This window comes from Streptomyces hawaiiensis (assembly GCF_004803895.1).
Classification (GTDB): domain Bacteria; phylum Actinomycetota; class Actinomycetes; order Streptomycetales; family Streptomycetaceae; genus Streptomyces; species Streptomyces hawaiiensis.
This window is the reverse complement of the sequence record NZ_CP021978.1, coordinates 4,019,686-4,040,016: the sequence shown is the minus strand read 5'-3', so window position 1 is coordinate 4,040,016 and position 20,331 is coordinate 4,019,686. Positions and strand designations below refer to the sequence as shown.

At 70.8% G+C, this 20,331-nt stretch carries 25 protein-coding genes; 13 read left to right on the top strand and 12 right to left on the bottom strand.

The window, feature by feature from the left end; genetic code table 11:
- Positions 1-66 precede the first annotated feature (66 nt).
- Genes CEB94_RS18485 through CEB94_RS18465 form a run of 5 tightly spaced genes read right to left on the bottom strand, consistent with a single transcriptional unit; the run spans position 67 to position 2,134 of the window.
- On the bottom strand, positions 67-384 hold the full coding sequence (locus CEB94_RS18485; protein ID WP_175433294.1) for a hypothetical protein: 318 nt from the start codon (positions 382-384) through the stop codon (positions 67-69).
- A gap of 1 nt (position 385) precedes the next feature.
- A complete protein-coding gene (locus tag CEB94_RS18480; protein WP_175433293.1) occupies positions 386-775 on the bottom strand; it encodes an RRQRL motif-containing zinc-binding protein in 390 nt (129 codons plus the stop codon).
- The gene (locus CEB94_RS18475; protein ID WP_175433292.1) at positions 775-1,677 is read right to left on the bottom strand and encodes a DUF2637 domain-containing protein; all 903 of its coding nucleotides are present in this window, start codon (positions 1,675-1,677) and stop codon (positions 775-777) included. Before CEB94_RS18475 ends, CEB94_RS18480 begins: the two co-directional genes overlap by 1 nt.
- On the bottom strand, positions 1,674-1,868 hold the full coding sequence (locus CEB94_RS18470) for a hypothetical protein (protein ID WP_175433291.1): 195 nt from the start codon (positions 1,866-1,868) through the stop codon (positions 1,674-1,676). Before CEB94_RS18470 ends, CEB94_RS18475 begins: the two co-directional genes overlap by 4 nt.
- Positions 1,865-2,134 carry a DUF6284 family protein gene (locus tag CEB94_RS18465; RefSeq protein ID WP_175433290.1) on the bottom strand — a complete coding sequence of 90 codons (270 nt, stop codon included), beginning with the start codon at positions 2,132-2,134 and terminating at the stop codon, positions 1,865-1,867. The genes CEB94_RS18470 and CEB94_RS18465 overlap by 4 nt, the downstream gene beginning before the upstream one ends.
- A 469-nt stretch (positions 2,135-2,603) precedes the next feature.
- Here CEB94_RS18465 and CEB94_RS18460 point away from each other — a divergent pair, with 469 nt between their 5' ends.
- Positions 2,604-3,362: a GntR family transcriptional regulator gene (locus CEB94_RS18460; RefSeq protein ID WP_175433289.1), complete on the top strand. Its 759-nt coding sequence runs from the start codon at positions 2,604-2,606 to the stop codon at positions 3,360-3,362.
- Positions 3,343-3,978: a GNAT family N-acetyltransferase gene (locus tag CEB94_RS18455; protein WP_281292508.1), complete on the top strand. Its 636-nt coding sequence runs from the start codon at positions 3,343-3,345 to the stop codon at positions 3,976-3,978. The genes CEB94_RS18460 and CEB94_RS18455 overlap by 20 nt, the downstream gene beginning before the upstream one ends.
- A gap of 327 nt (positions 3,979-4,305) precedes the next feature.
- Here the strand turns inward: CEB94_RS18455 and CEB94_RS41895 are convergent, their stop codons facing one another.
- Complete coding sequence (locus CEB94_RS41895) at positions 4,306-4,644, bottom strand: ArsR/SmtB family transcription factor (RefSeq protein WP_342789613.1); 339 nt, start codon at positions 4,642-4,644, stop codon at positions 4,306-4,308.
- Between the two features lie 136 nt (positions 4,645-4,780).
- Here CEB94_RS41895 and CEB94_RS18445 point away from each other — a divergent pair, with 136 nt between their 5' ends.
- From CEB94_RS18445 to CEB94_RS18435, 3 genes are all read left to right on the top strand, one after another.
- Positions 4,781-5,410: a DinB family protein gene (locus CEB94_RS18445; RefSeq protein ID WP_175433288.1), complete on the top strand. Its 630-nt coding sequence runs from the start codon at positions 4,781-4,783 to the stop codon at positions 5,408-5,410.
- A 162-nt stretch (positions 5,411-5,572) separates the two neighbouring features.
- Positions 5,573-5,992, top strand: coding sequence for a YciI family protein (locus CEB94_RS18440; protein WP_175433287.1), 420 nt, complete (start codon positions 5,573-5,575; stop codon positions 5,990-5,992).
- Entirely contained in the window at positions 5,989-7,134 is a 1,146-nt protein-coding gene (locus tag CEB94_RS18435) for an RNA polymerase sigma factor (RefSeq protein ID WP_175433286.1), read from the top strand. Before CEB94_RS18440 ends, CEB94_RS18435 begins: the two co-directional genes overlap by 4 nt.
- Positions 7,135-7,164: 30 nt before the next feature.
- Here CEB94_RS18435 and CEB94_RS18430 read toward each other — a convergent pair whose 3' ends face one another.
- From CEB94_RS18430 to phoU, 3 genes are all read right to left on the bottom strand, one after another.
- Positions 7,165-7,416, bottom strand: a complete 252-nt coding sequence (locus CEB94_RS18430; RefSeq protein ID WP_053670838.1) for an SCO4226 family nickel-binding protein — start codon at positions 7,414-7,416, stop codon at positions 7,165-7,167.
- 190 nt (positions 7,417-7,606) lie between these two features.
- Complete coding sequence (locus tag CEB94_RS18425) at positions 7,607-7,762, bottom strand: hypothetical protein (protein ID WP_175433285.1); 156 nt, start codon at positions 7,760-7,762, stop codon at positions 7,607-7,609.
- 208 nt (positions 7,763-7,970) lie between these two features.
- On the bottom strand, positions 7,971-8,693 hold the full coding sequence (phoU, locus tag CEB94_RS18420; protein WP_175433284.1) for a phosphate signaling complex protein PhoU: 723 nt from the start codon (positions 8,691-8,693) through the stop codon (positions 7,971-7,973).
- A 245-nt stretch (positions 8,694-8,938) separates the two neighbouring features.
- Between phoU and phoR the strand changes: the two genes are divergently transcribed.
- Together phoR and phoP are read left to right on the top strand one after the other, a co-directional pair.
- Positions 8,939-10,231: a two-component system sensor histidine kinase PhoR gene (phoR, locus tag CEB94_RS18415; RefSeq protein WP_175433283.1), complete on the top strand. Its 1,293-nt coding sequence runs from the start codon at positions 8,939-8,941 to the stop codon at positions 10,229-10,231.
- Between the two features lie 5 nt (positions 10,232-10,236).
- Positions 10,237-10,908, top strand: coding sequence for a two-component system response regulator PhoP (gene phoP, locus CEB94_RS18410; RefSeq protein ID WP_020271862.1), 672 nt, complete (start codon positions 10,237-10,239; stop codon positions 10,906-10,908).
- 122 nt (positions 10,909-11,030) lie between these two features.
- Here phoP and CEB94_RS18405 read toward each other — a convergent pair whose 3' ends face one another.
- Positions 11,031-11,720 (bottom strand): copper chaperone PCu(A)C domain-containing protein, encoded by a 690-nt coding sequence (locus CEB94_RS18405; protein ID WP_175433282.1) that lies wholly within the window; start codon positions 11,718-11,720, stop codon positions 11,031-11,033.
- 582 nt (positions 11,721-12,302) lie between these two features.
- On the opposite strand from CEB94_RS18405, the gene CEB94_RS18400 reads away from it, so the two are divergent.
- From CEB94_RS18400 to CEB94_RS18375, 6 genes are all read left to right on the top strand, one after another.
- Positions 12,303-12,785: a CarD family transcriptional regulator gene (locus CEB94_RS18400; RefSeq protein ID WP_003953493.1), complete on the top strand. Its 483-nt coding sequence runs from the start codon at positions 12,303-12,305 to the stop codon at positions 12,783-12,785.
- A gap of 286 nt (positions 12,786-13,071) precedes the next feature.
- A complete protein-coding gene (gene ispD / locus CEB94_RS18395; RefSeq protein ID WP_175433281.1) occupies positions 13,072-13,836 on the top strand; it encodes a 2-C-methyl-D-erythritol 4-phosphate cytidylyltransferase in 765 nt (254 codons plus the stop codon).
- Entirely contained in the window at positions 13,826-14,347 is a 522-nt protein-coding gene (gene ispF / locus CEB94_RS18390; protein WP_175433280.1) for a 2-C-methyl-D-erythritol 2,4-cyclodiphosphate synthase, read from the top strand. Before ispD ends, ispF begins: the two co-directional genes overlap by 11 nt.
- A 99-nt stretch (positions 14,348-14,446) precedes the next feature.
- Positions 14,447-15,841, top strand: coding sequence for a cysteine--tRNA ligase (gene cysS, locus CEB94_RS18385; protein WP_175433279.1), 1,395 nt, complete (start codon positions 14,447-14,449; stop codon positions 15,839-15,841).
- Between the two features lie 107 nt (positions 15,842-15,948).
- Positions 15,949-16,890, top strand: a complete 942-nt coding sequence (gene rlmB, locus CEB94_RS18380; protein WP_175433278.1) for a 23S rRNA (guanosine(2251)-2'-O)-methyltransferase RlmB — start codon at positions 15,949-15,951, stop codon at positions 16,888-16,890.
- Between the two features lie 128 nt (positions 16,891-17,018).
- Positions 17,019-18,716, top strand: coding sequence for a DoxX family protein (locus CEB94_RS18375; protein WP_175433277.1), 1,698 nt, complete (start codon positions 17,019-17,021; stop codon positions 18,714-18,716).
- 317 nt (positions 18,717-19,033) lie between these two features.
- Here CEB94_RS18375 and CEB94_RS18370 read toward each other — a convergent pair whose 3' ends face one another.
- Together CEB94_RS18370 and CEB94_RS18365 are read right to left on the bottom strand one after the other, a co-directional pair.
- Positions 19,034-19,765: a nucleotidyltransferase family protein gene (locus CEB94_RS18370; RefSeq protein ID WP_175433276.1), complete on the bottom strand. Its 732-nt coding sequence runs from the start codon at positions 19,763-19,765 to the stop codon at positions 19,034-19,036.
- 99 nt (positions 19,766-19,864) lie between these two features.
- A complete protein-coding gene (locus CEB94_RS18365; RefSeq protein WP_175433275.1) occupies positions 19,865-20,314 on the bottom strand; it encodes a hypothetical protein in 450 nt (149 codons plus the stop codon).
- Positions 20,315-20,331 lie beyond the last annotated feature (17 nt).

Genomic DNA, 20,331 nt, shown 5'->3' with positions numbered 1-20,331 from the left:
ACCACCCCGGCAGGCGAGGCGTACGGGCCGCGCGTCATGCGGCGGGAAGTGCGCTGGTGGGCGCGGTCACCACCAACCCGACGACTTCTTGGCGGCCTTGTCCTTGGCGGCCTCCGTCACGATCCGCTGACGCTCGCCCTGCAACGCGGTCAGTTCGGCAATCAGCCGGGTCTCAGCAGACGTCGAGACGCTGTCCATCTGCCGTTCGGCGCGCGCAGCACTCTTGCCCCGCGCCACCTTGTAGGAGCCTCCGGCCAGCGCCCGCAGCACCTGGCGCCGCTCCTGTCCGGTCAGCGGCCACATCTCACCATTGCGGACCGCTTCCAACTTGCGCTCCGTCAGCCTGATCGCCTTGTCCAGGCGACGGGTATCGGGCTTACCCATGTCAACTCCCTGTCTGAGCAGCGTGGTTGGCGTCGATGCACATCCCGCACATGCCGTAGCGGCGGGAAATGCAGTAGCTGTAGGTGATGCCGCACGAGGGGCAGGTGCGGCGGGCGAGCATGGCCAGGGCGAGGGCGCCCCACTTGCGCGAGGTCATCGGCCGCACGGGCAGCGCGCGGTCGACGCAGTACAGGTAGGCCACGCGCGGCGTGCCGGTACGGCGGTTGATGCGCATGGCCTGCGCGGCGATCGGCTGACCGCCCGGACGCAGGCCCTGGGCCCGTAACTGCCGGCGGGTGGCCAACCCGTCCGGTGCCAGGCGCCACGGGTAGGTGGGTATCCCGTAGCGGGCCCCGGCAGGGTCGAAGCACTTGCCCCACGCGGCGGACATCACGGCGTCCCGACAGTGGCGGCACGCTCAGCAAGGAGCGTGTCCCGCAGCGTCCGCGCGTTCGCGGGCGAGGTGTGCACCTCGCGCCGGATGCCCTCCGCCGTGATCTGAGCGTCCGTCCAACCGGCTGTCGCGGTGCGCGCCTCAGCGAGCAACTGAGCGGGGGTGCGCTTGGGCCGCGCCGATCGGGCCGCCTGGGGAACCCGACCGGTCGCCCGACGCGGTCGGGTCGACTCGGCAGCCGATGCACGGCGCACGGTCGGCGTGACCGGGGTCGGTGCGATCGGCGGGGCGATCGCGGGAACGGGCTTGAGCGGCAGAGCCGACTTCAGGTAGTCGACCGGTACCGGGTCGGGCACCCGCACGACCGTCGCGGTGATCGGGGCGGGGGTCGATTCCGGCAGGTCAGCCGTAGACCGATTCCTCTCGGTCTTGGTGGATTCCTCCGCATTCGTTTCTGCGGTGGGAATCGGGGCGGGGCGGTGGTGCAGCACCTTGGCGACCAGATCGGACCCGAAGTAGATCGACCCGACCGGAAGCGAGGTAGCGAGCAGGACCAGAGCCCAGTTGGCGGGGTCCCAGTCGGCGAGCCGTCCCCAGTCGACCGCCCGACCGTGCAGGGCGGGGACCAGACCGTGAACGTAGTTGAGGACCAGCGAGGCGGCGGTGTAGGTGCCCAGCACCCGCAGCGCGAACGTCCGGTCCTGGCCGACCAGCACGAGCGTGGCGACCAGCGCGAGTGCCATCAGTCCGTCGACCACGAACGGGTAGAGGGTGGCGGCGGTCTGGTCCGCGCCCACCGCGTTGGCGATGTCCCGCAGCGCGTTCCAGGAGACCCGAAACGCCATGCCGACCACGGCCACCAGGGCCAGGACGAGAGCGATACGGCCCGTGCGGTTCATCGGGCACCGCCCCTCAGGCGCCGGCCGTGCCGGACCCAGCCGATGAACTGTGCGAAGCAGCCGGCCGCGACCAGGTAACGCCAGGCCTGCTCGTGGGTGACGAAGACGGCCGTTGTACCGGCCATCGCCGCCAGCGCACCCGCCATGGCGAGCAGGAGCTCCCAGCCGCGCGGGGAAGGGGTCGGCCTCATGCCGCACCGCCGGGCAGCGTGACGCCGGCGGTGCGGTTGGCCAGGGCCCGACGCTCGCTGAGCACCCGGTTGCGGGCGCGGCGGATACGGCGGGTGTCCAGCTCGTTGGGGAGGCGGTCGAGCGTGATGATCTGTGCGTCGATCAGGTCGACGTCCGCCAGGATCAGCGGCATCTCCGCCTCGATGGCGTCCAGCTCATCGTTGGTCGGTTCGATCCAGTCGGCGAACGCGGTAACAGCGTCCTGAACAGTGACGATGTGGTCCATTGGGTCGTGTTCTCCCTGGTAGGTGGAACGGCCCGAACAGCGGCCCCGGAGTTGCACCTCCGGGGCCGCGCGCCGTTGAAGTCGGAACATCCGGCTCCCCTCAGCGCTGCACGTACGAGACGTGCAGCGGAGGCAACCGGCCCGCAGAACCGTTGCGGGTGACGGTCGTGCTGAACCGCGTACCGGACGAACCCGTACGCGCTCGCCCACTGCGGCGAACAGGGGCGATGGTCTTACTTCGACACTCTGTTGAGTTTTCAAATAACGGACGCTTCCTTCGTACTCGCCCCCGCGGGCTTTCCTCTGGGCGTTGCTGTACGGCAAGGCTGTACGTGACACCCCGTCTGGCTTGTCTGGAGGAGTGCCCTGGCAAAAGACTGCACGAGTCTGACTTGGAGAGTCAAGCCCCCTGGTCTAACTTGTACGGAGGAGTCGGAGTAGAGGGGAAGTCTTATCAGTGCGACGCGGTATGACGAAGGCTCAGGAAATCGCCTACGACCTGCGCGAACAGATCCTGTCCGGGGTGCTGAGGGGGGGTGAGGCACTCCCCAGCGAGTCCAAGATGATGAGCCAGTACGGCTACAGTCGCGAAACCATCCGTTCCGGCGTCCGCCTCCTGATCGAGGAAGGTCTGGTCGTCACGGGGCAGGGGCAAGGGAAGTACGTCCGTGAGGATTACCCGCCCGTCGTGTGGAACTGGACGACGCTGGAGAGTCGAAGTCGCCACGCCAACGCGGTCGAAGGGCGAACCGCCGGCGACCAGTGGGCAAGCGTGATTGAGGAAAACGGGAACAACCCTCGTCAAGACATCTCGGTGTCGATCGTTGAGCCTCCGTCTCACGTACGCGAGCGCCTCGAACTTCCCGCAGACGGGTTGGCCGTAGCCCGCAAGCGCGTCCGGTACATAGACAACCGGCCTTACGCGCTCGCCGACTCGTACTTCCCTCAGGAACTCGTGAGCGGCACGCCCTTGATGGAGCCCCGAGACGTCTCCGCACCCGGCGGCATCTTGGCTTCTGTGGGACTCGTCCAAGCCAAGTACGTGGACGAAATCTCAGTGCGCATGCCGACCCGACCGGAGGCTGAACTCCTTGCCCTACCTGCGGCAACACCAATCGCAGAGCACACGCGAACGGGCTATGACGCGGACGGTCGGCCCCTCCGCTGCATGGTCACCATCCTTCCCGGAGACAGGCACAAGATCCTCTATGAAGTCAGCACGGACTGAGTACCTCCGCCCCGCTGCGGCGGAGGACGTACCCGCCCTCTTGGCTCTGCGAGCAGAGGCGGAAGAGTGGTTGCGTACCAAAGGCACGGACCAGTGGAGCGACCCGGAGACCGGCGAACGAGCCATCGCCAAATGGCGCGCCAGCATAGATGAGGGGCGTGCATGGGTCGTCGTCGGCGAGCAGGACAGGGTGCTTGCGACCGTCAGTCGTGGCCCTGTTGACCGTGACTTCTGGACGGATGCCGACCGCCCCGAGTCAGCGCTGTACCTGTACAAGCTGATGGTGGCGCGCGAAGCGTCCGGCCGGCACCTCGGAACACGGGTCATCGACTGGATGTCCCGCCTCGCAGCGCTCGAAGGCAGAAACTGGGTGCGTATCGACACGTGGCGCACAAACACCGGGCTGCATGCTTACTACGAACGGTTGGGATTCAAGCACGTACGCACCGAGGCGCCGTCCCACAGACGTTCGGGGTGGCTTGCCCAACGTCCGGCAGGTGAAGTCGCCTTGCCGCATGACCTCTTGCCCATCGGCCACCGCGACGGGCACGGTGACGTGAGTACGCTCCTCGAAGTGCCGCATCAAACGGCTGACGCGCGGCACAGTGGGACCTAGCACAATGGGGCGGGCTGCTCCTCTTTGTGAGTGAGGGTCCGGGGCGACACCGCCGGGCCCTCTCTGGGCCCTCCGAGGACGACCAACGGCGACAGACGACGACCACCAACGACCGCCCGACCGCAGGTCAGTTGGGGCGGTCACCCCTCTGACCACGGCCAAAAAACGGGCCCGCCAGACCCAGGGGAAGAAGAAGTAAGCCCGCTGCGTCAGGCCTCCTACCAGGGGTTTCTCCGCTGGTAGGGGGCCTGACGTCATGGCTGGGCCGTGGTGGGCCGTGACGCTGGATGCCCCGCCTCTTCCAGATGCGGACGCTCACTCGGAACGTCACGAGGATGGCTCCGACGGCGACGGCCCACTCGGGAGCGCCCACCCAGATGCCGAGGGAGCTGCCCGCGCCTCCGACCAACGCGAACGGCGGTCGCGGGTGACGGTGTCGAGGCGGTCGCAGTCGATCAGCCCGGCCTGTCGGAGCAGCTTGAGGTGATGGGAGATCGTCGGTTGGGACAGGTCGAAGGCCGGGGTCAGGTCGCACACGCAGACCTCGCCGCCCGCACGTGAGGCGATCAGCGACAGCAGACGCAGCCGCACTGGATCACCCAGCGCCTTGAACGCCGCGTGACCAGGGAGTGGTGGGACATGGAAGAGGGGTGCATCACCGCGCAATGGCGGGCCGCTTCCGCGGGCTGACGCCGTTCATGTGACCTACGGCTGGGCCGTCCCTGCCGTCCGACCACGAGCAGATCCGGCCGCGCCCCGATATTCGATGGCGGCCCCGCCCCGCCCGGGCCACCATGCCCGCATGGTCTCAAGTGAGCACACCGGCGAAGCAGCGACGTCGGCAACGTCGGACACGACCCGGTGGACGCGGTCGTCCATCTACCCCGACATGTGGGTCGATCCCGGCGACGACCCCCGCGAGACCGACACCCAACCGGTCGACGAACGCGGCATCCTCCTCGACTACCTGCGCAACTACCGCCTCACTCTGGAGATGAAGTGCGCGGGCCTGGACGCCGAGCAGATGGCCCGGCGGTCCGCCCCGCCGTCCACGATGTCCCTGCTCGGGCTGGTGCGGCACCTGACGGAGGAGGAGCGGCACGTTCGCCGGGTGATGGCCGGCGAGGACGCGCCGAAGCTGTACCGCACGGCGGAGGACCGGGACGGTGACTTCAACGGTGCCGTCGCCGACCCGGCCGTCGTGGACGAGGCCTGGCGGCAGTGGCGTACCGAGGTTGAGCGCACCGACCGCTACCTGGCCGGCGTCACCGACCTCGCCACCCGCAACGCCGGCCACTCCGACTTCGGCCCCGAACCCGGCGGACAAGTCCAGCTCCGTGACCTCCTGGTCGCGCAGATCGCGGAGTACGCACGGCACTGCGGCCACGCCGACCTCCTGCGCGAACGGATCGACGGCCGCGTCGGACAGTGAGCACCCCCAGCACGCCCCAGCACCCTCCGAACCGCGGAAAGAAAAGCTGACAAAAAAGCTGACAGAAAAAAGTTCGGCGGCGATGTCGAGAACCCGCGTCCCGCTCCGTCCCCGGGGTGAAGGCGGCCAAGATGGGTCGCATCAGTACGGAGGAGAGACACGATGGCCAAGTACCTGCTGCTGAAGCACTACCGCGGCGCCCCGGCTCCGGTCAACAACGTGCCGATGGACCAGTGGACGCCGGAGGAGATCTCGGCGCACGTGCAGTACATGGGCGACTTCGCGGCCCGGCTGGAGAAGACCGGCGAGTTCGTCGACGGCCAGGCGCTGGCCCCCGAGGGGACGTTCGTCCGGTACGACGGAGAGGGGCGCCCGCCGGTCACCGACGGCCCCTTCGCCGAGACCAAGGACCTCATCGCCGGCTGGATGGTGATCGACGTCGACAGCTACGAGCGTGCTGTCGAGCTGGCCGGGGAACTGTCCGCCGCCCCCGGCGCGGGCGGCAAGCCGATCCACGAGTGGCTCGAGCTGCGCCCGTTCCTGGCCGCGTCGCCCACCATCACGGAGTGCCCTCACGGATGAACGATGCACTGCTGAGGAGCCTCACGCCGAGCGTGCTCGGGATCCTCGTCCGCCGCGGAGCAGACTTCGCGGCGGCCGAGGACGCCGTACAGGACGCGCTGGTCGAGGCGGTCCGCGTCTGGCCGGCCGACCCGCCGCGGGACGCGAAGGGCTGGCTGGTCACCGTGGCCTGGCGCAGGTTCCTCGACCAGACGCGGTCGGACAGCGCCCGTCGCCGGCGTGAGGACCTCGTCGACGAGGAGCCGCCGCCCGGGCCCGCGCCCGACGTGGACGACACGCTCCAGCTCTACTTCCTGTGCACCCATCCCTCGCTGACGCCGTCGTCGGCGGTCGCGCTCACCCTGCGTGCCGTCGGCGGGCTCACCACCCGGCAGATCGCCCAGGCCTACCTGGTGCCCGAGGCGACCATGGCGCAGCGCATCAGCCGAGCCAAGCGCACCGTCTCCGGCGTACGGTTCGACCAGCCCGGCGATGTCGCCACCGTGCTGCGCGTTCTCTACCTGGTCTTCAACGAGGGCTACTCCGGCGACGTCGACCTCGCCGCCGAGGCCATCCGGCTCACCCGGCAGCTCGCGGCGGCGATCGACCACCCGGAGGTGGCGGGGCTGCTCGCGCTCATGCTGCTCCACCACGCCCGGCGCGCCGGCCGGACCGCGCCCGACGGGAGCCTGGTGCCGCTGGCCGAGCAGGACCGCCGCCGGTGGGACACCGCGTCGATCGCCGAGGGCGTCGGGATCCTCCAGGCGGCCCTCGCCCGCGACCGGCTGGGGGAGTTCCAGGTGCAGGCCGCCATCGCGGCGCTGCACGCCGACGCGCCCACCGCGGAGGAGACCGACTGGGTGCAGATCGTCGAGTGGTACGACGAACTCACACGTCTGACCGACAGCCCGGTCGTGCGCCTCAACCGCGCGGTGGCCGTCGGCGAGGCCGACGGACCGCGCGCCGGACTGGCGGCGCTCGCGGCGCTGGACGACTCCCTGCCCCGCCACACCGCGGTGGCGGCATACCTCCACGAACGCGACGGCGACCTGGCAGCGGCGGCCCGCCTGTACTCCGAGGCGGCCCACAAGGCCCCCAACCTCGCCGAACGCGACTACCTGACCCGCCAGGCGGCCCGCCTGAATGCCGGCCGGGGCCGCTGACGGGCCGCGTACGTCAGGTCGTGCCTCAGGTCACCGCACGGTCAACGGCACCGGGTGCACCTCGTCCGCCTTGTGCCCGGCGCGCTCGTGAATGCGCTGGACCGCTTCGGCCGAGGGCGCCTCGGAGAGGCAGTAGACGTGGCCGGACTCCGGGTCCGCCCAGGCCATCTCGAAGTGGACCTGCTCGTCCTTCTCTATCGCGAGGTCCGCGTTGTGGGCTTCACGCAGCTGTTCCTCCGTGATGCCTTCCATGCCGCGATGGACATCCATGAACTTGGGCATGCCTCGCGCCTCCTTCCCGGCACGGCGCTCGCCCGCGCCGCCTTGCCTACCTCTCATGCTCCGCCCGTACGGCCACCCGGGCGACCCCAGGCCCTACGACCCAGGCCCTACGACCCGACGACCCGACGCTGTGGGGCCCCGGCGAAACCGCCGGGGCCCCACAGGTCGTACGCACAACAACGCGCCGGCGTCAGCCGCACTGGCAAGGGCTGCCCGACTGACACCCGCAGCCGCAGCCCGAGCCGCAGCCGCACGCGGCGATCAGGGGCAGGCTCCTGATCTCGACGGGCTGCTCGGTCTCACGCTGCCGGGCGGGGTCGGGCGTCGTGCTGGGGGATTCGGCCATGGGTCCCTCCTCGAGGCTGGTGCCTGTGCCCATTGGATGCCCGTTCCGCTGGGCGCATCAACGGCGCACTGAGGCGCCCACGCGCCCCAGCCGATCCCCAACCAAGCCCCAGCCGATCCCAACCAAGCCGCAGTCGATCCACAGCCGCCCCCGGCCAGTACCAGGCGCCCGCCCCGGCCGTACCCGGCGTCCGCCCCGACACGGCCCGTCAGGCGCTCTCCGCCCCCGAAGCCCCCGAAAGCGCCCCCGAAACCCCCTGGATCTCCGGCTGCGCGTCCGTCTGGAGCTCGTCCGCGTGCTCACCCGTCACCAGGTACACCACGCGCTTGGCGACCGACACCGCGTGGTCGGCGAACCGCTCGTAGTAGCGGCCGAGCAGCGTGACGTCCACGGCCGTCTCGATGCCGTGCTTCCAGCGGTCGTCCATCAGGTGCTGGAACAGCGTGCGGTGCAGCAGGTCCATCTCGTCGTCGTCCTGCTCCAGCTGGAGCGCCAGGTCGACGTCCTTGGTGATGATCACCTCGGCGGCCTTGGCCATCAGGCGCTGCGCGAGCTGGCCCATCTCCAGGATGGTGGCGTGCAGGTCGCTCGGGACCGCGCGGTCCGGGTAGCGCAGGCGCGCGAGCTTCGCCACGTGCTGGGCGAGGTCGCCCGAGCGCTCCAGGTCGGCCGACATCCGCAGCGACGTGACGACGATCCGCAGGTCCGTCGCCACCGGCTGCTGCCGCGCCAGCAGGGCTATGGCCTTGGCCTCCAGGTCGTGCTGGAGCTCGTCGACCTTCTGGTCGGCCTCGATGACGTTCTCGGCCAGCTTCAGGTCGGAGTCGAGCATGGCGGTCGTGGCGCGCCCGATCGCCGACCCGACCAGCCGGGCCATCTCCACCAGACCGTCGCCGATCGAGTCCAGTTCCTCGTGGTACGCGTCCCGCATCAGGCTTCCCTCTCGTACGTCTCAGTCGGGGGTCCAAGGGCCGGGGCCCACCGGACAACCGGCGGTACGACCGTCGTATTACCAACGGTCCGAACCCCACGCTCCCACGTTCGGCCCCGTACGCGTCCGTTTCCGTCCTCCCAAATGAACCAATACTGGCTCCAAGGTGAACTCTGGGCGACGAGTGTTCGAGCTCGCAGTCCCACGGCTGTGGAGGGTGCCCGAGCCATGCCTAACCTGGGTGCATGGACGTGAACGCGGCGGTCGCCGCAGCGGCAGCGATCGCCGGGGTGCTCACCGGCGTCATCGCCATGCTCGCGTTCCGCTGGAGTGAGCGCGAGCAGAAGCGCCCCACCCGTAGCTCCCTGCACACGGACGCGGTGCTTCCGCCGGGCGTGGACACGGTCCTGTCGGTCCTCAGGTCGTCCGCGGTCGTCCTCGACGAGGCGGACGCCGTGGTCAAGGCCAGCTCGGCGGCGTACGCCCTCGGTCTGGTCCGCGGCGGCAAGCTCGCCGTCGAGCCGATGATGCAGATGGCCCGGGACACCCGACGGGACGGCGAGATACGCCAGGTCGAGCTGGACCTGCCACGGCGCGGCACCGGACGAGGAGAGGCCCTGGCCGTCTCCGCGCGGGTCGCGCCGCTCGGCTCCCGGCTGGTGCTGCTGCTCGTGGAGGACCTGACCGAGGCCCGCCGCATCGAGGCGGTCCGGCGCGACTTCGTCGCCAACGTGAGCCATGAGCTGAAGACGCCGGTGGGTGCCCTCTCGCTGCTCTCCGAGGCCGTGATGGACGCTTCCGAGGACCCCGAGGCCGTCGAGCGGTTCGCCGGGCGCATGCAGATCGAGGCCACCCGGCTCACCAGTCTGGTGCAGGAGCTCATCGATCTCTCGCGGGTGCAGAACGACGACCCGCTGGAGGACGCCGAGCCGGTCCGCGTCGACGAGCTCGTCGCCGAGGCCATCGACCGCTGCCGGCACCAGGCCGGCACCAAACAGATCACCATGGCCGCGGGCGGCGCCGCCGACCTGCGCGTGTGGGGAAACCGCGGCCAGCTCGCCGCCGCGCTCGGCAACCTCGTCGAGAACGCGGTCAACTACTCGCCCGCCCGCACCCGCGTCGGCATAGCGGCCCGCAGTGTGAACGCGGCCGGCGGGGACCACATCGAGATCGCCGTGACCGACCAGGGCATCGGCATCTCCGACAAGGACAAGGAGCGCATCTTCGAGCGCTTCTACCGCGTCGACCCGGCCCGCTCCCGTGCCACCGGTGGCACGGGACTGGGGCTGGCGATCGTGAAGCACGTGGCCGCCTCGCACGGCGGGGAAGTCACGGTGTGGAGCGCCGAAGGCCAGGGCTCCACCTTCACCCTGCGGCTGCCGGAGGCCGGCGCGGCCCGCGACCGCGCACATCAGCAGCCCGCCCGAGAGACACGCGCAGGAGGCGCGGGCCTCGACGTGGAGGCCGGGCGGTCCACCCCCACATCCCCCGAATCAACAGCGTACGAAACGCTTCCCGCCCCGGAGGTCCTTCCGTGACCCGAGTGCTCGTCGTCGAGGACGAGGAGTCCTTCTCCGACGCCCTGTCGTACATGCTCCGCAAGGAGGGCTTCGAGGTCGCCGTCGCGACCACCGGGCCCGACGGACTCGACGAGTTCGAGCGCAACGGCGCCGACCTCGTCCTTCTCGACCTGATGCTGCCCGGCCTGCCGGGCACCGAGGTCTGCCGCCAGTTGCGCGGCCGCTCCAACGTCCCCGTCATCATGGTGACCGCCAAGGACAGCGAGATCGACAAGGTCGTCGGGCTCGAGATAGGAGCCGACGACTACGTCACCAAGCCGTTCTCCTCGCGCGAGCTGGTCGCGCGCATCCGTGCCGTGCTGCGCCGCCGCGGCGAGCCCGAGGAGGTCACCCCGGCGGCCCTGGAGGCCGGTCCGGTCCGTATGGACGTCGACCGGCACGTGGTCACCGTCGGCGGCACCAAGATCGACCTGCCGCTGAAGGAGTTCGACCTGCTGGAGATGCTGCTGCGCAACGCCGGCCGCGTGCTGACGCGCATGCAGCTCATCGACCGCGTCTGGGGCGCCGACTACGTCGGGGACACCAAGACCCTCGACGTCCACGTCAAGCGCCTGCGCGCCAAGATCGAGCCGGACCCGGGCGCCCCGCGCTACCTGGTGACGGTCCGCGGCCTCGGCTACAAGTTCGAGCCGTAGACCGGCCGCGCACCACGGCGGCACAAGCCGTAGACCGGCCGCGCACCACGGCGGCACAAAGGGCGGGACCTCTCCCAGGAGAGGTCCCGCCCTGTTCTACGACTGCTCGGTGTTCTGACCGCTCAGTGCCCCGCGCCCGCGCCCGCACTCGCCGACGCCGCGTCGGTCGGCGTGCCGGACGCCTCGTGGCCACCCGGCGTCCCACCGCCCGCGGGGCTCTCCGGCGCGCCCGGCTCACCCTCGGCAGGAGAGCCGGACGGTGACCCGGACGGGGACGACGAGGCACCCGGCGCGGCCGGGACCTCGGTCGGGCCCCACTCCTTGAAGTAGTGCTCGGCGGGGACGACGAACGCGCTCAGGCTCACGGCACCCGTCTTGCTGAAGGTGAAGGTGACCTTCTGGGCATTGCCGTCCTGCACGGCCTCACGGCTGCTCGGCAGCATCGCCGTGGCGTTGTTCTGGCCGCCCAGGATCAGCGAGCCGCCGGGCGGGATGCTGAGGCTGCCGCCCTTGGCGGGCTTGAGCTCGGCGGTCTTGCCGGTGCCCGGGAGGGTGATGGACTCCAGCGTCTCGGCACTCCTGCCGGAGTTGAAGAAGGTCGCGGAGATCGCGGCCGGGCCGGTCGACTCGCGGTCGGGCTGCGTGATCACGATCGCGTTCTGGACCTTGATGTCACCGACGCTGGTGGCCGCGTTGTCCGGCTGGATCTCCAGGGTCTGGGCGTTGGAGCCGGCACCGCACGCGGCGAGCGAGGCGATCGAGAACGCGGTGACGACGGCGGCGAGGGCACCGCGTCGAAGGCTGCTGCTCACGGCGGCGGCAACTCCTTGACTCGAGCGGAGCGGCCGATAAAGCCGCCCTAAGTGTCTGTCAGCGGGCCTTAGGTTACCGAGCCGCCCACGTCCGGCCGCACCCGACCCCCCGGCACCGCTGATCCCACCTGAGTCACGCGTGACTCCTGCGTCACATTGGCGTGGTGCTCGTCCGGCATTCACATAAGAGTCCCGGGCGGTACCGCGAAATTTCCGTGAAGGAATGCGCGGAGCCCTCGGAATTGATCACCCGGCGGCCCGCCGGGGCAGCTCGTGATCAATTCCGGATTCGACCGGAACCCGGCTCGGGCCTCCGAACGGAGTAGCGGAAGTCGATCATACGGAACCGGACATATGGGGATGTTCGGCCTTCTGGAGGATGCTCCGGATGCGTGTAACGTACGCGTTTCGCTCGCCCCGGAGAGCCGCTCCCACCTGCGAATACCTTCTTCCACTCCCTGTCCGAAGCACGTCCCTGTCGGAGTTGTCAAGCCCCGAGATATGCCCTGACCTGCGAAAACGCCATTCAGAACCCGCAGTTTCCGTGTTACCCTGGATAGCCACGGAAGGGGTACCTGTCACATGACGTTCAAGGTTGGCGACACCGTGGTCTATCCCCATCACGGGGCCGCGCTGATCGAGGCTATCGAAACTCGCCAGATCAAAGGCGTGGACAAGACCTACTTGGTGCTGAAGGTCGCCCAGGGCGACCTGACGGTACGTGTGCCAGCGGACAATGCGGAGTTCGTCGGCGTGCGTGATGTGGTCGGTCAGGACGGGCTGGACCGGGTCTTCGAGGTGCTGCGCGCGCCGTACGCCGAGGAGCCCACGAACTGGTCCCGTCGTTACAAGGCAAACCTGGAGAAGCTCGCCTCGGGCGATGTCATCAAGGTCGCGGAAGTGGTGCGTGACCTGTGGCGTCGTGAGCGCGAGCGTGGACTCTCCGCCGGTGAGAAGCGCATGCTCGCCAAGGCCCGCCAGATTCTGGTGAGCGAGCTGGCCCTCGCGGAGAACACCAACGAGGACAAGGCCGAAGCTCTGCTCGACGAGGTTCTCGCCTCCTGAGGCGAAGCCGGTCGCTCAGCGCTCTGCGTATCAAGCGCGCCTGCACATCGAAATGCCGCGGTGCCCGATGACGAATTCCTTGTCGCCGGGCGCTGCGGCATGTTCGTACTCCGGCGCCGATGCGCCGTCACCCCGGGGTGTGCTATCACTCACGCCCCGGTGTTGGTGCCGGGCCCGGGCAGCCGGCTCGACCAGCGTCACGGAAGGGTCCGGTCGAGCGCGTCGCGCCCGGCACTCCTCCAGGCCATACCCACGCCAGGCCAGCACACAAACCTGACAGGAACCGATGTCTGACGATTCGCGTCCAACGCCGTCTGCCGCCCCCTCCGCGGCCCGCACGGCGGCCGTGATCCCGGCCGCCGGCCGGGGTGTACGACTCGGCCCGGGCGCCCCCAAGGCGCTCCGCGCGCTGGGCGGCACCCCCATGCTGATCCACGCGGTCCGCGCGATGGCCGCCTCCCGCGCAGTCTCCCTGGTCGTCGTCGTGGCCCCGCCCGAGGGTGCCGCCGAGGTCAGGTCGCTGCTCGACGCGCACGCGCTGCCCGAGCGGACGGACTTCCTCGTCGTCCCGGGCGGGCGGAGCCGCCAGGAGTCCGTGAAGCTCGGCCTGGACGCGCTGCCCCCCGGCCACGACATCGTGCTGGTCCACGACGCTGCCCGGCCGCTGGTCCCGGTGGACACGGTCGACGCGGTGATCGAGGCCGTACGGGACGGTGCCCCGGCCGTGGTCCCGGCGCTGCCGCTCGCCGACACCGTCAAGCAGGTCGAGCCCGCCGGCACCCCCGGCGAGCCGGAGCCGGTCGTCGCCACGCCGGAGCGCGCCCTGCTGCGGGCCGTGCAGACCCCGCAGGGCTTCGACCGGACCACGCTGGTCCGGGCGCACGAGACGGTGACCGGCGAGGTCACCGACGACGCCGGCATGGTCGAGCAGCTCGGCCTCACGGTCGTGGCCGTCCCCGGCCACGAGGAGGCGTTCAAGGTCACCCGCCCCCTCGACCTGGTCCTCGCGGAGGCGGTCCTGGCCCGCAGGAGGCTCAACGATGGCTTCTGAGGCATCTGATCTCCGGCTGCCGCCGGACGGGTTCCCGCTCCCCCAGGTCGGCATCGGCACCGACATCCACGCCTTCGAGGAAGGCCGCGAGCTGTGGTGCGCCGGTCTGAAGTGGGAGGGCGAGGGCCCGGGCCTGGCCGGCCATTCCGACGCGGACGTCGTCGCCCACGCCGCCTGCAACGCCCTCTTCTCCGCCGCCGGCCTCGGCGACCTCGGGCAGCACTTCGGCACGGGCCGCCCCGAGTGGTCGGGCGCCTCCGGGGTCAGCCTGCTGACGGAGGCCGCGCGCATCGTGCGCGAGGCGGGCTTCCGGATCGGCAACATCGCCGTCCAGGTGGTGGGTCCCCGCCCGAAGATCGGCAAGCGCCGGGACGAGGCCCAGAAACTCCTGTCGGAGGCGGCCGGAGCCCCGGTGTCGGTGTCGGGCGCGACGACGGACGGCCTCGGCTTCCCCGGCCGCGAGGAAGGGCTGATGGCGGTGGCCACGGCGCTGGTCGTGCGCGCCGGCTGAGGGCAGGGGCCCGGGGCGCACCGACGGCCAATGTCACGAATATGCGCGCCCCGAGGGGAAGGTCCTGAGGCACACCCCGGTGCCCACTACCCTGGAGTGGTGACTATTCGCCTGTACGACACCAGCGCCCGGCAGATTCGTGACTTCTCCCCGCTCCAGCCGGGTTGCGTCTCGATCTACCTGTGCGGTGCCACCGTGCAGGCCGCCCCGCACATCGGGCACATCCGCTCCGGGCTGAACTTCGACATCATGCGCCGCTGGTTCGAGTACCGCGGCTACGACGTCACGTTCGTGCGGAACGTGACGGACATCGACGACAAGATCATCGCCAAGTCGGCCGACCAGAACCGCCCCTGGTGGGCCATCGGCTACGAGAACGAGCGCGCGTTCAACGACGGTTACCGCGCGCTCGGTTGCCTGCCCCCGACGTACGAGCCCCGGGCCACCGGCCACATCACCGAGATGGTCGAGATGATGCGCGGCCTCATCGAGCGCGGGCACGCCTACGTCGCCGACGGCAGCGTCTACTTCGACGTCCGTTCCTTCCCCGAGTACCTGGCACTGTCCAACCAGGACATCGACGACCTGCGCCAGCCCGACGAGGGCGTCTCGGGCAAGCGCGACCCGCGCGACTTCGCCATGTGGAAGGCCACCAAGCCCGGCGAGCCCGACTGGGAGACGCCCTGGGGCCGTGGCCGTCCCGGCTGGCACCTGGAGTGCTCGGCGATGGCGCACAAGTACCTCGGCACCGCCTTCGACATCCACGGCGGCGGCCTGGACCTGGTCTTCCCGCACCATGAGAACGAGATCGCCCAGGCCAAGGCCTACGGCGACGACTTCGCGCGGTACTGGGTGCACAACGCCTGGGTCACCATGAGCGGCGAAAAGATGTCCAAGTCGCTCGGCAACTCGGTCCTGGTCAGCGAGATGGTCAAGCGCTGGCGTCCCATCGTGCTGCGCTACTACCTCGGCACCCCGCACTACCGCTCGATGATCGAGTACAGCGAGGAGGCGCTGCGCGAGGCCGAGTCGGCGTTCGCGCGGATCGAGGGCTTCGTGCAGCGCGTGGTGGAGAAGGCCGGCGTCGTCGAGCCCGCTCCCGAGGTGCCGCTCGCCTTCGCCGAGGCCATGGACGACGACCTGGGCGTACCGCAGGCACTCGCCGTGGTGCACACCACCGTCCGGCAGGGCAACAGCGCGCTGGCCGCCGACGACAAGGAAGCCGCCGTGGCCCGGCTCGCCGAGGTCCGCGCGATGCTCGGCGTGCTCGGCCTCGACCCGCTGGACGCCCGGTGGGCCGGGGAGAGCGACCGCGGCGACGACCTGCACGGTGTGGTCGACACGCTCGTCCGCATGGTCCTCGACCAGCGCGAGGCCGCCCGGGCCCGCAAGGACTGGCCCACCGCGGACGCCATCCGCGACCAGCTGAGCCAGTCCGGCCTGGTCATCGAGGACGGCCCGCAGGGACCGCGCTGGAGTCTCGGACCGCGCTGAGACAAGCCCCACGGGCTGATCGATTGTGCCGCCCGGGCCTTGGGGCGGCACACTGCACAGACATAACAGACGTACGTACGAATCACTTCACGGAGACGAGTAGCTCAATGGCCGCGAACAACCGCCGCATGTCCGGCAAGAAGGGCGCGCAGGTCGGCAGTGGCGGCCAGCGACGCCGGGGCCTCGAAGGCAAGGGCCCGACCCCGCCCGCCGAGATGCGCAAGGGGCACAAGAAGAACCGCATCGTCAACGCCAAGGCGAAGCAGGCCGTACGCCGGCCCGTGGCGCGCGGCCGCGGCGGCAAGGGCACGTCCGAGCTGGTCGTCGGACGCAACTCGGTCCTGGAGGCGCTGCGCGAGGGCGTCCCCGCCTCCACGCTCTACGTCCAGCAGTTCATCGACAACGACGAGCGGGTGCGCGAGGCCCTCCAGGTCGCCGCCGAGCGCGGCGGGATCAACCTCATGGAGGCCCCGCGTCCCGAGCTGGACCGGATGACCAACGGTCTCAACCACCAGGGCCTGGTCCTCCAGGTCCCGCCGTACGAGTACGCCCACCCCGAGGACCTGGCGTCCGCCGCCTACGACGGCGGTGAGGACCCGCTGATCGTCGCCCTGGACGGCGTCACCGACCCGCGCAACCTCGGCGCGGTCGTCCGCTCCGTGTCCGCCTTCGGCGGTCACGGCGTCGTCGTCCCCGAGCGCCGCGCGGCCGGTATGACGGCCGGTGCCTGGAAGACGTCCGCCGGCGCCGCGGCCCGCACCCCGGTCGCCCGCGCCACCAACCTCACCCGGGCCCTGGAGGCGTACAAGAAGGCCGGCATCGCGGTCGTCGGCCTGGCCGCCGACGGCGAGGCCGAGATCAGCGAGCTTCAGGCGCTGGACGGCCCGGTCGTCATCGTCGTCGGCAGCGAGGGCAAGGGGCTGTCCCGGCTGGTCGGGGAGACCTGCGACCACCGGGTGCGGATCCCGATGCCGGGCGGCGCCGAGTCGCTCAACGCCGGTGTGGCGGCGGGGATCGTGCTGTACGAGGCGGCCCGCCGACGGCGTTGAACAGGCGTCCGGAACTTCACCCGTACGGGGTAATTCCGGTGTCATCGGGGCGACGGGGACAAGCTTGACGGGGTCCGGACAGATCCGGCGGGTCAAAGCAGTGTCCTAACCCGACGTCACTCGGTTAGATGAGTGTGGACACCAGAACACCCCGCACACCCACGGGGGACCGCTCGTCGGGACTCGACGACGCTCCCGCGCTGAGCATGGTGAAGGTGCCGAGCGACCCGGCGCAGGTCATCGTCAACCACGCGAGCTTTCGCGTGCAGTTGGGCGTCTCGACGCGTCGCGTTCAGTCCCCCCGGGTCGCACGGCATCTGACCGCCACCGAGGACACCGCCCGCATGCCCCTCGCTAGGGGCGAGGCGGACGGGGTCACCGCCCGCCGCCGGCCCGTCGTCTGGAGCGGCAGATCCGCCCCCGACGACACCGGCGCGCACCGGCTTCTGCAAGCCGTGCGGCACGAGAGCGTCCGCCACACCGACGAGCCGGCCTCCGGCACCGGAGCCACCCAGGTCATCTCCCGCGTGGGCCCGGGCTACGACGGCCCCGGACACCAGGGTGCGGGTTACAGCGGCGCCGGCTACGAGGGCGCCGGCTACGAGAACGACCTCACCCAGACCGTCGAGACCCCGGTCGTCGGCCCCCAGCGCACCTACGAGCCCGCCGACGGCACCCGGCTGCTGCCGCCGATGCGCACCGTCGGCAGCGCCTACGACGAACCGGCCTATGAGGACGGCGAGTTCGAGGAGTCCGCCACCGGCGCGGACGACACCGGGCGCCGGGCCAAGCGGCACGGCGACGACCCGGCCCGGCACGCCTACTATCCGGGCCGCCGGATGAACCTCGGCGTCGTCCTGCTCCCGTTGCGCGTCTTCCTCGGCTTCATCTCCATCTACGCCGGCATGGGCAAGCTGTGCGACCCCGTCTACTTCGACGGCGGCAAGCGCGGCTCCATGGTCAAGTGGCTCAACACCCTGCACCCGTGGGAAGTCGCCGAGCCGCTGCGCCAGTTCGCCCTCGAGCACCCGGTCGGCGCCGGTCTGGTCATCGCCTTCGCGCAGGTCATCGTCGGCGTCCTGACGGTCCTGGGCTGCTGGCAGCGCGTCGCCGCGTGCCTGGGCGCCCTGCTGTCGGCCGCGCTGCTGGTCACGGTCAGCTGGAAGAGCGTCCCCGCCTACGAGACCCCCGACATCATCTACCTCGCCGCCTGGTCTCCGCTGATCATCGCCGGCGCCCCCGTCTACTCCGTCGACGGCCGCCTGGCCGGCAGTGCCTGGCGCCGCCTCGGCCCCCGCGCCGACATCTGGGACCTGCGGCGTTACGTGCTGCGCCGCGGCGCCCTCGTCACCGCCATCGCCACCGGGATCACCCTGCTCGTCGGCTCGCTGCTCGGCGGCGCCGTGCGCGACGCCGACCGGGTCGTCGTCCCGGGCCCCGGCGAGGCCCCGCGCAATGAGCTGCCGGGCTCCCCGCTGCCGGGGGAGCCCGGCAAGCGGCAGGACAAGCGGACCCCGTCGGCCTCCTCCTCGCCCACCCAGGGCGCCACGGCCGGCTCGGCGAGCCCCAGCGCGGGCACCACGACCAGGCCGGGCGCCACCCGCGACACCGGCAACGTCACCGGCGGCTCTCCCAGCCAGACCCAGGGCACCGCGGGCCAGGCCCCGCCCCAGCAGTCCTCCCCGGCCGACCAGGCCCCGAGCACCACGACCGGCCCCACCTCCGGCGGCACGGCGACGGGCGGCACGGGCTCGACGGGCGGCTCGGGCAGCGGCGGCTCCTCCTCCACCGGGCGCCCGGGCCTGGTGGGCGGCCTGCTGGGCTAGCCCCGCGACCGAGAACCCGACAGGCCCCGCACCACCACGGTGCGGGGCCTGTCGACACCCTGAGGCCAGGCGCCCCCTGAGGGGCGCGGGGAACTGCGCGAGCAACCACGACGGGCCCGCGGTAGGCGGTGGGCGGCTTGCGGCGCCCCTCAGGGGCGCGGGGAACTGCGCGAGCAACCACGACGGGCCCGCGGTCGCGCGGTAGGCCGTGGGCGGCTTGCGGCGCGCGTCAGGGGCGCGGGGAACGGCGCGAGCAACCGACAACCGGCCACCGGCCGTGGTACACCGCCCGCCGTGCAGGCCCCCGCACCGAACTCCTAGCGTCCCAACGCGGCCAGTTCCTTGGCCGCCTCGGTCAGATCCTTCGCCGTGTCGATGGCCCGCCAGTACGACCCCTGCGGGATCGTGAACCCGGCCAGCCGCCGCTCACGGGCCAGACGGGGAAACGTCGTCCGCTCATGGTCGCCCCGGTGCGGCAACAGCCCGGCGAACTCGGGGGAGAAGACGTACACGCCGGCGTTGATCTCGAAGGTCGACGGCGGCGCCTCGATGAAGTCGGTGATGCGCCCGAACCCGTCGGTCTGAACCGCTCCCCACGGCAGCCGGGGCCGCGCCAGCGCCAGCGTCGCGACGGCGTCCCGCTCGGCATGGAAATCGGCCATGTCGCGCAGCGAGAACCGCGTCCAGATGTCTCCGTTCGTCGCGTACCAGGGCTGGTCGGGGTGGGGGAGACGCGCCGCGGCGTACTTGAGGCCGCCGCCACGCCCGAGCGGCTCCGGCTCGACGACCGTCGTCACGGAGACGGGCAGCTCGGCCGTCTCCAGCCACTTCTGCAGCACCTCGGCGAGATGGCCGCAGGAGACCACGACGTCCGTCACACCCTCGTCGGCGAGCCAGGACAGCTGATGGCCGATGATCGGCGTCCCCGTCCCGGGGATCTCGACCATCGGCTTGGGCCGGTCGTCGGTGTACGGACGCAGCCGGGAGCCCTGGCCACCGGCCAGAACGACGGCTTGAACGGGGCGGGACGCGGCGCTCGGATCGCTCATGGACACGAACTGTACGTGGCGTCCCGCCCGGGACATCGGCTGACGATCGTTCCCGCGTCAGCCGTCAGGGACTTCCCACCCGGTGGCAGGGCGGTGCGCTCAGCTGTGCGCGGCGGCGACGCCGGTGGCGAAGGCGGTGTCGCAGACCGGGCGCGCGTAGGACTGGGCGCGGGTCGGGCCGTAGACCCGGACGGCGGCCTGGCCGAGGGCACGGGCGATGGACGCGCAGTGCTTCGCCAGCGACGGGCGGCCGTTGACGGCCTGTTGGAGGTGAGTGAGGGCGACGCCCGGGTCCTCCTCCTGCAGTTCTGTCAGCAGCTTGTCGCGCAGGACGTCCTGGGGGGCGCGCTTGGCGGCCCGTGGACTGCCCACGGAGGTGTCCGCGGCGGTGAGCACCGGGTCGGTGGAGTTCCCCGACCAGTTGACTCGGGTGACCGCGAGGGTCCCGGAGAGCACCAGGACGACGGGCAGGACGAAAGCGAGGGTGCGGCCGATCCGGCGGGCGGGGCCCCGGCCGCGTCGCGTCTGTTGGTTCATGGAGTGCTTCACGCGTGTGAGGGTAGCGC

Coding starts and splice junctions, on each gene's coding strand:
- CEB94_RS18445 (WP_175433288.1), top strand. CDS start 4,781: ATGGTCTCAAGTGAGCACACCGGCGAAGCAGCGACGTCGGCAACGTCG.
- CEB94_RS18370 (WP_175433276.1), bottom strand. CDS start 19,765: ATGAGCGATCCGAGCGCCGCGTCCCGCCCCGTTCAAGCCGTCGTTCTG.
- CEB94_RS18470 (WP_175433291.1), bottom strand. CDS start 1,868: ATGAGGCCGACCCCTTCCCCGCGCGGCTGGGAGCTCCTGCTCGCCATG.
- phoU (WP_175433284.1), bottom strand. CDS start 8,693: ATGCGGGACGCGTACCACGAGGAACTGGACTCGATCGGCGACGGTCTG.
- CEB94_RS18440 (WP_175433287.1), top strand. CDS start 5,573: ATGGCCAAGTACCTGCTGCTGAAGCACTACCGCGGCGCCCCGGCTCCG.
- ispD (WP_175433281.1), top strand. CDS start 13,072: ATGTCTGACGATTCGCGTCCAACGCCGTCTGCCGCCCCCTCCGCGGCC.
- CEB94_RS18430 (WP_053670838.1), bottom strand. CDS start 7,416: ATGCCCAAGTTCATGGATGTCCATCGCGGCATGGAAGGCATCACGGAG.
- CEB94_RS18400 (WP_003953493.1), top strand. CDS start 12,303: ATGACGTTCAAGGTTGGCGACACCGTGGTCTATCCCCATCACGGGGCC.
- CEB94_RS18465 (WP_175433290.1), bottom strand. CDS start 2,134: ATGGACCACATCGTCACTGTTCAGGACGCTGTTACCGCGTTCGCCGAC.
- CEB94_RS18460 (WP_175433289.1), top strand. CDS start 2,604: ATGACGAAGGCTCAGGAAATCGCCTACGACCTGCGCGAACAGATCCTG.
- CEB94_RS18425 (WP_175433285.1), bottom strand. CDS start 7,762: ATGGCCGAATCCCCCAGCACGACGCCCGACCCCGCCCGGCAGCGTGAG.
- ispF (WP_175433280.1), top strand. CDS start 13,826: ATGGCTTCTGAGGCATCTGATCTCCGGCTGCCGCCGGACGGGTTCCCG.
- CEB94_RS18480 (WP_175433293.1), bottom strand. CDS start 775: ATGTCCGCCGCGTGGGGCAAGTGCTTCGACCCTGCCGGGGCCCGCTAC.
- CEB94_RS18375 (WP_175433277.1), top strand. CDS start 17,019: ATGAGTGTGGACACCAGAACACCCCGCACACCCACGGGGGACCGCTCG.
- phoR (WP_175433283.1), top strand. CDS start 8,939: ATGGACGTGAACGCGGCGGTCGCCGCAGCGGCAGCGATCGCCGGGGTG.
- CEB94_RS18485 (WP_175433294.1), bottom strand. CDS start 384: ATGGGTAAGCCCGATACCCGTCGCCTGGACAAGGCGATCAGGCTGACG.
- CEB94_RS18435 (WP_175433286.1), top strand. CDS start 5,989: ATGAACGATGCACTGCTGAGGAGCCTCACGCCGAGCGTGCTCGGGATC.
- CEB94_RS18455 (WP_281292508.1), top strand. CDS start 3,343: ATGAAGTCAGCACGGACTGAGTACCTCCGCCCCGCTGCGGCGGAGGAC.
- rlmB (WP_175433278.1), top strand. CDS start 15,949: ATGGCCGCGAACAACCGCCGCATGTCCGGCAAGAAGGGCGCGCAGGTC.
- CEB94_RS18475 (WP_175433292.1), bottom strand. CDS start 1,677: ATGAACCGCACGGGCCGTATCGCTCTCGTCCTGGCCCTGGTGGCCGTG.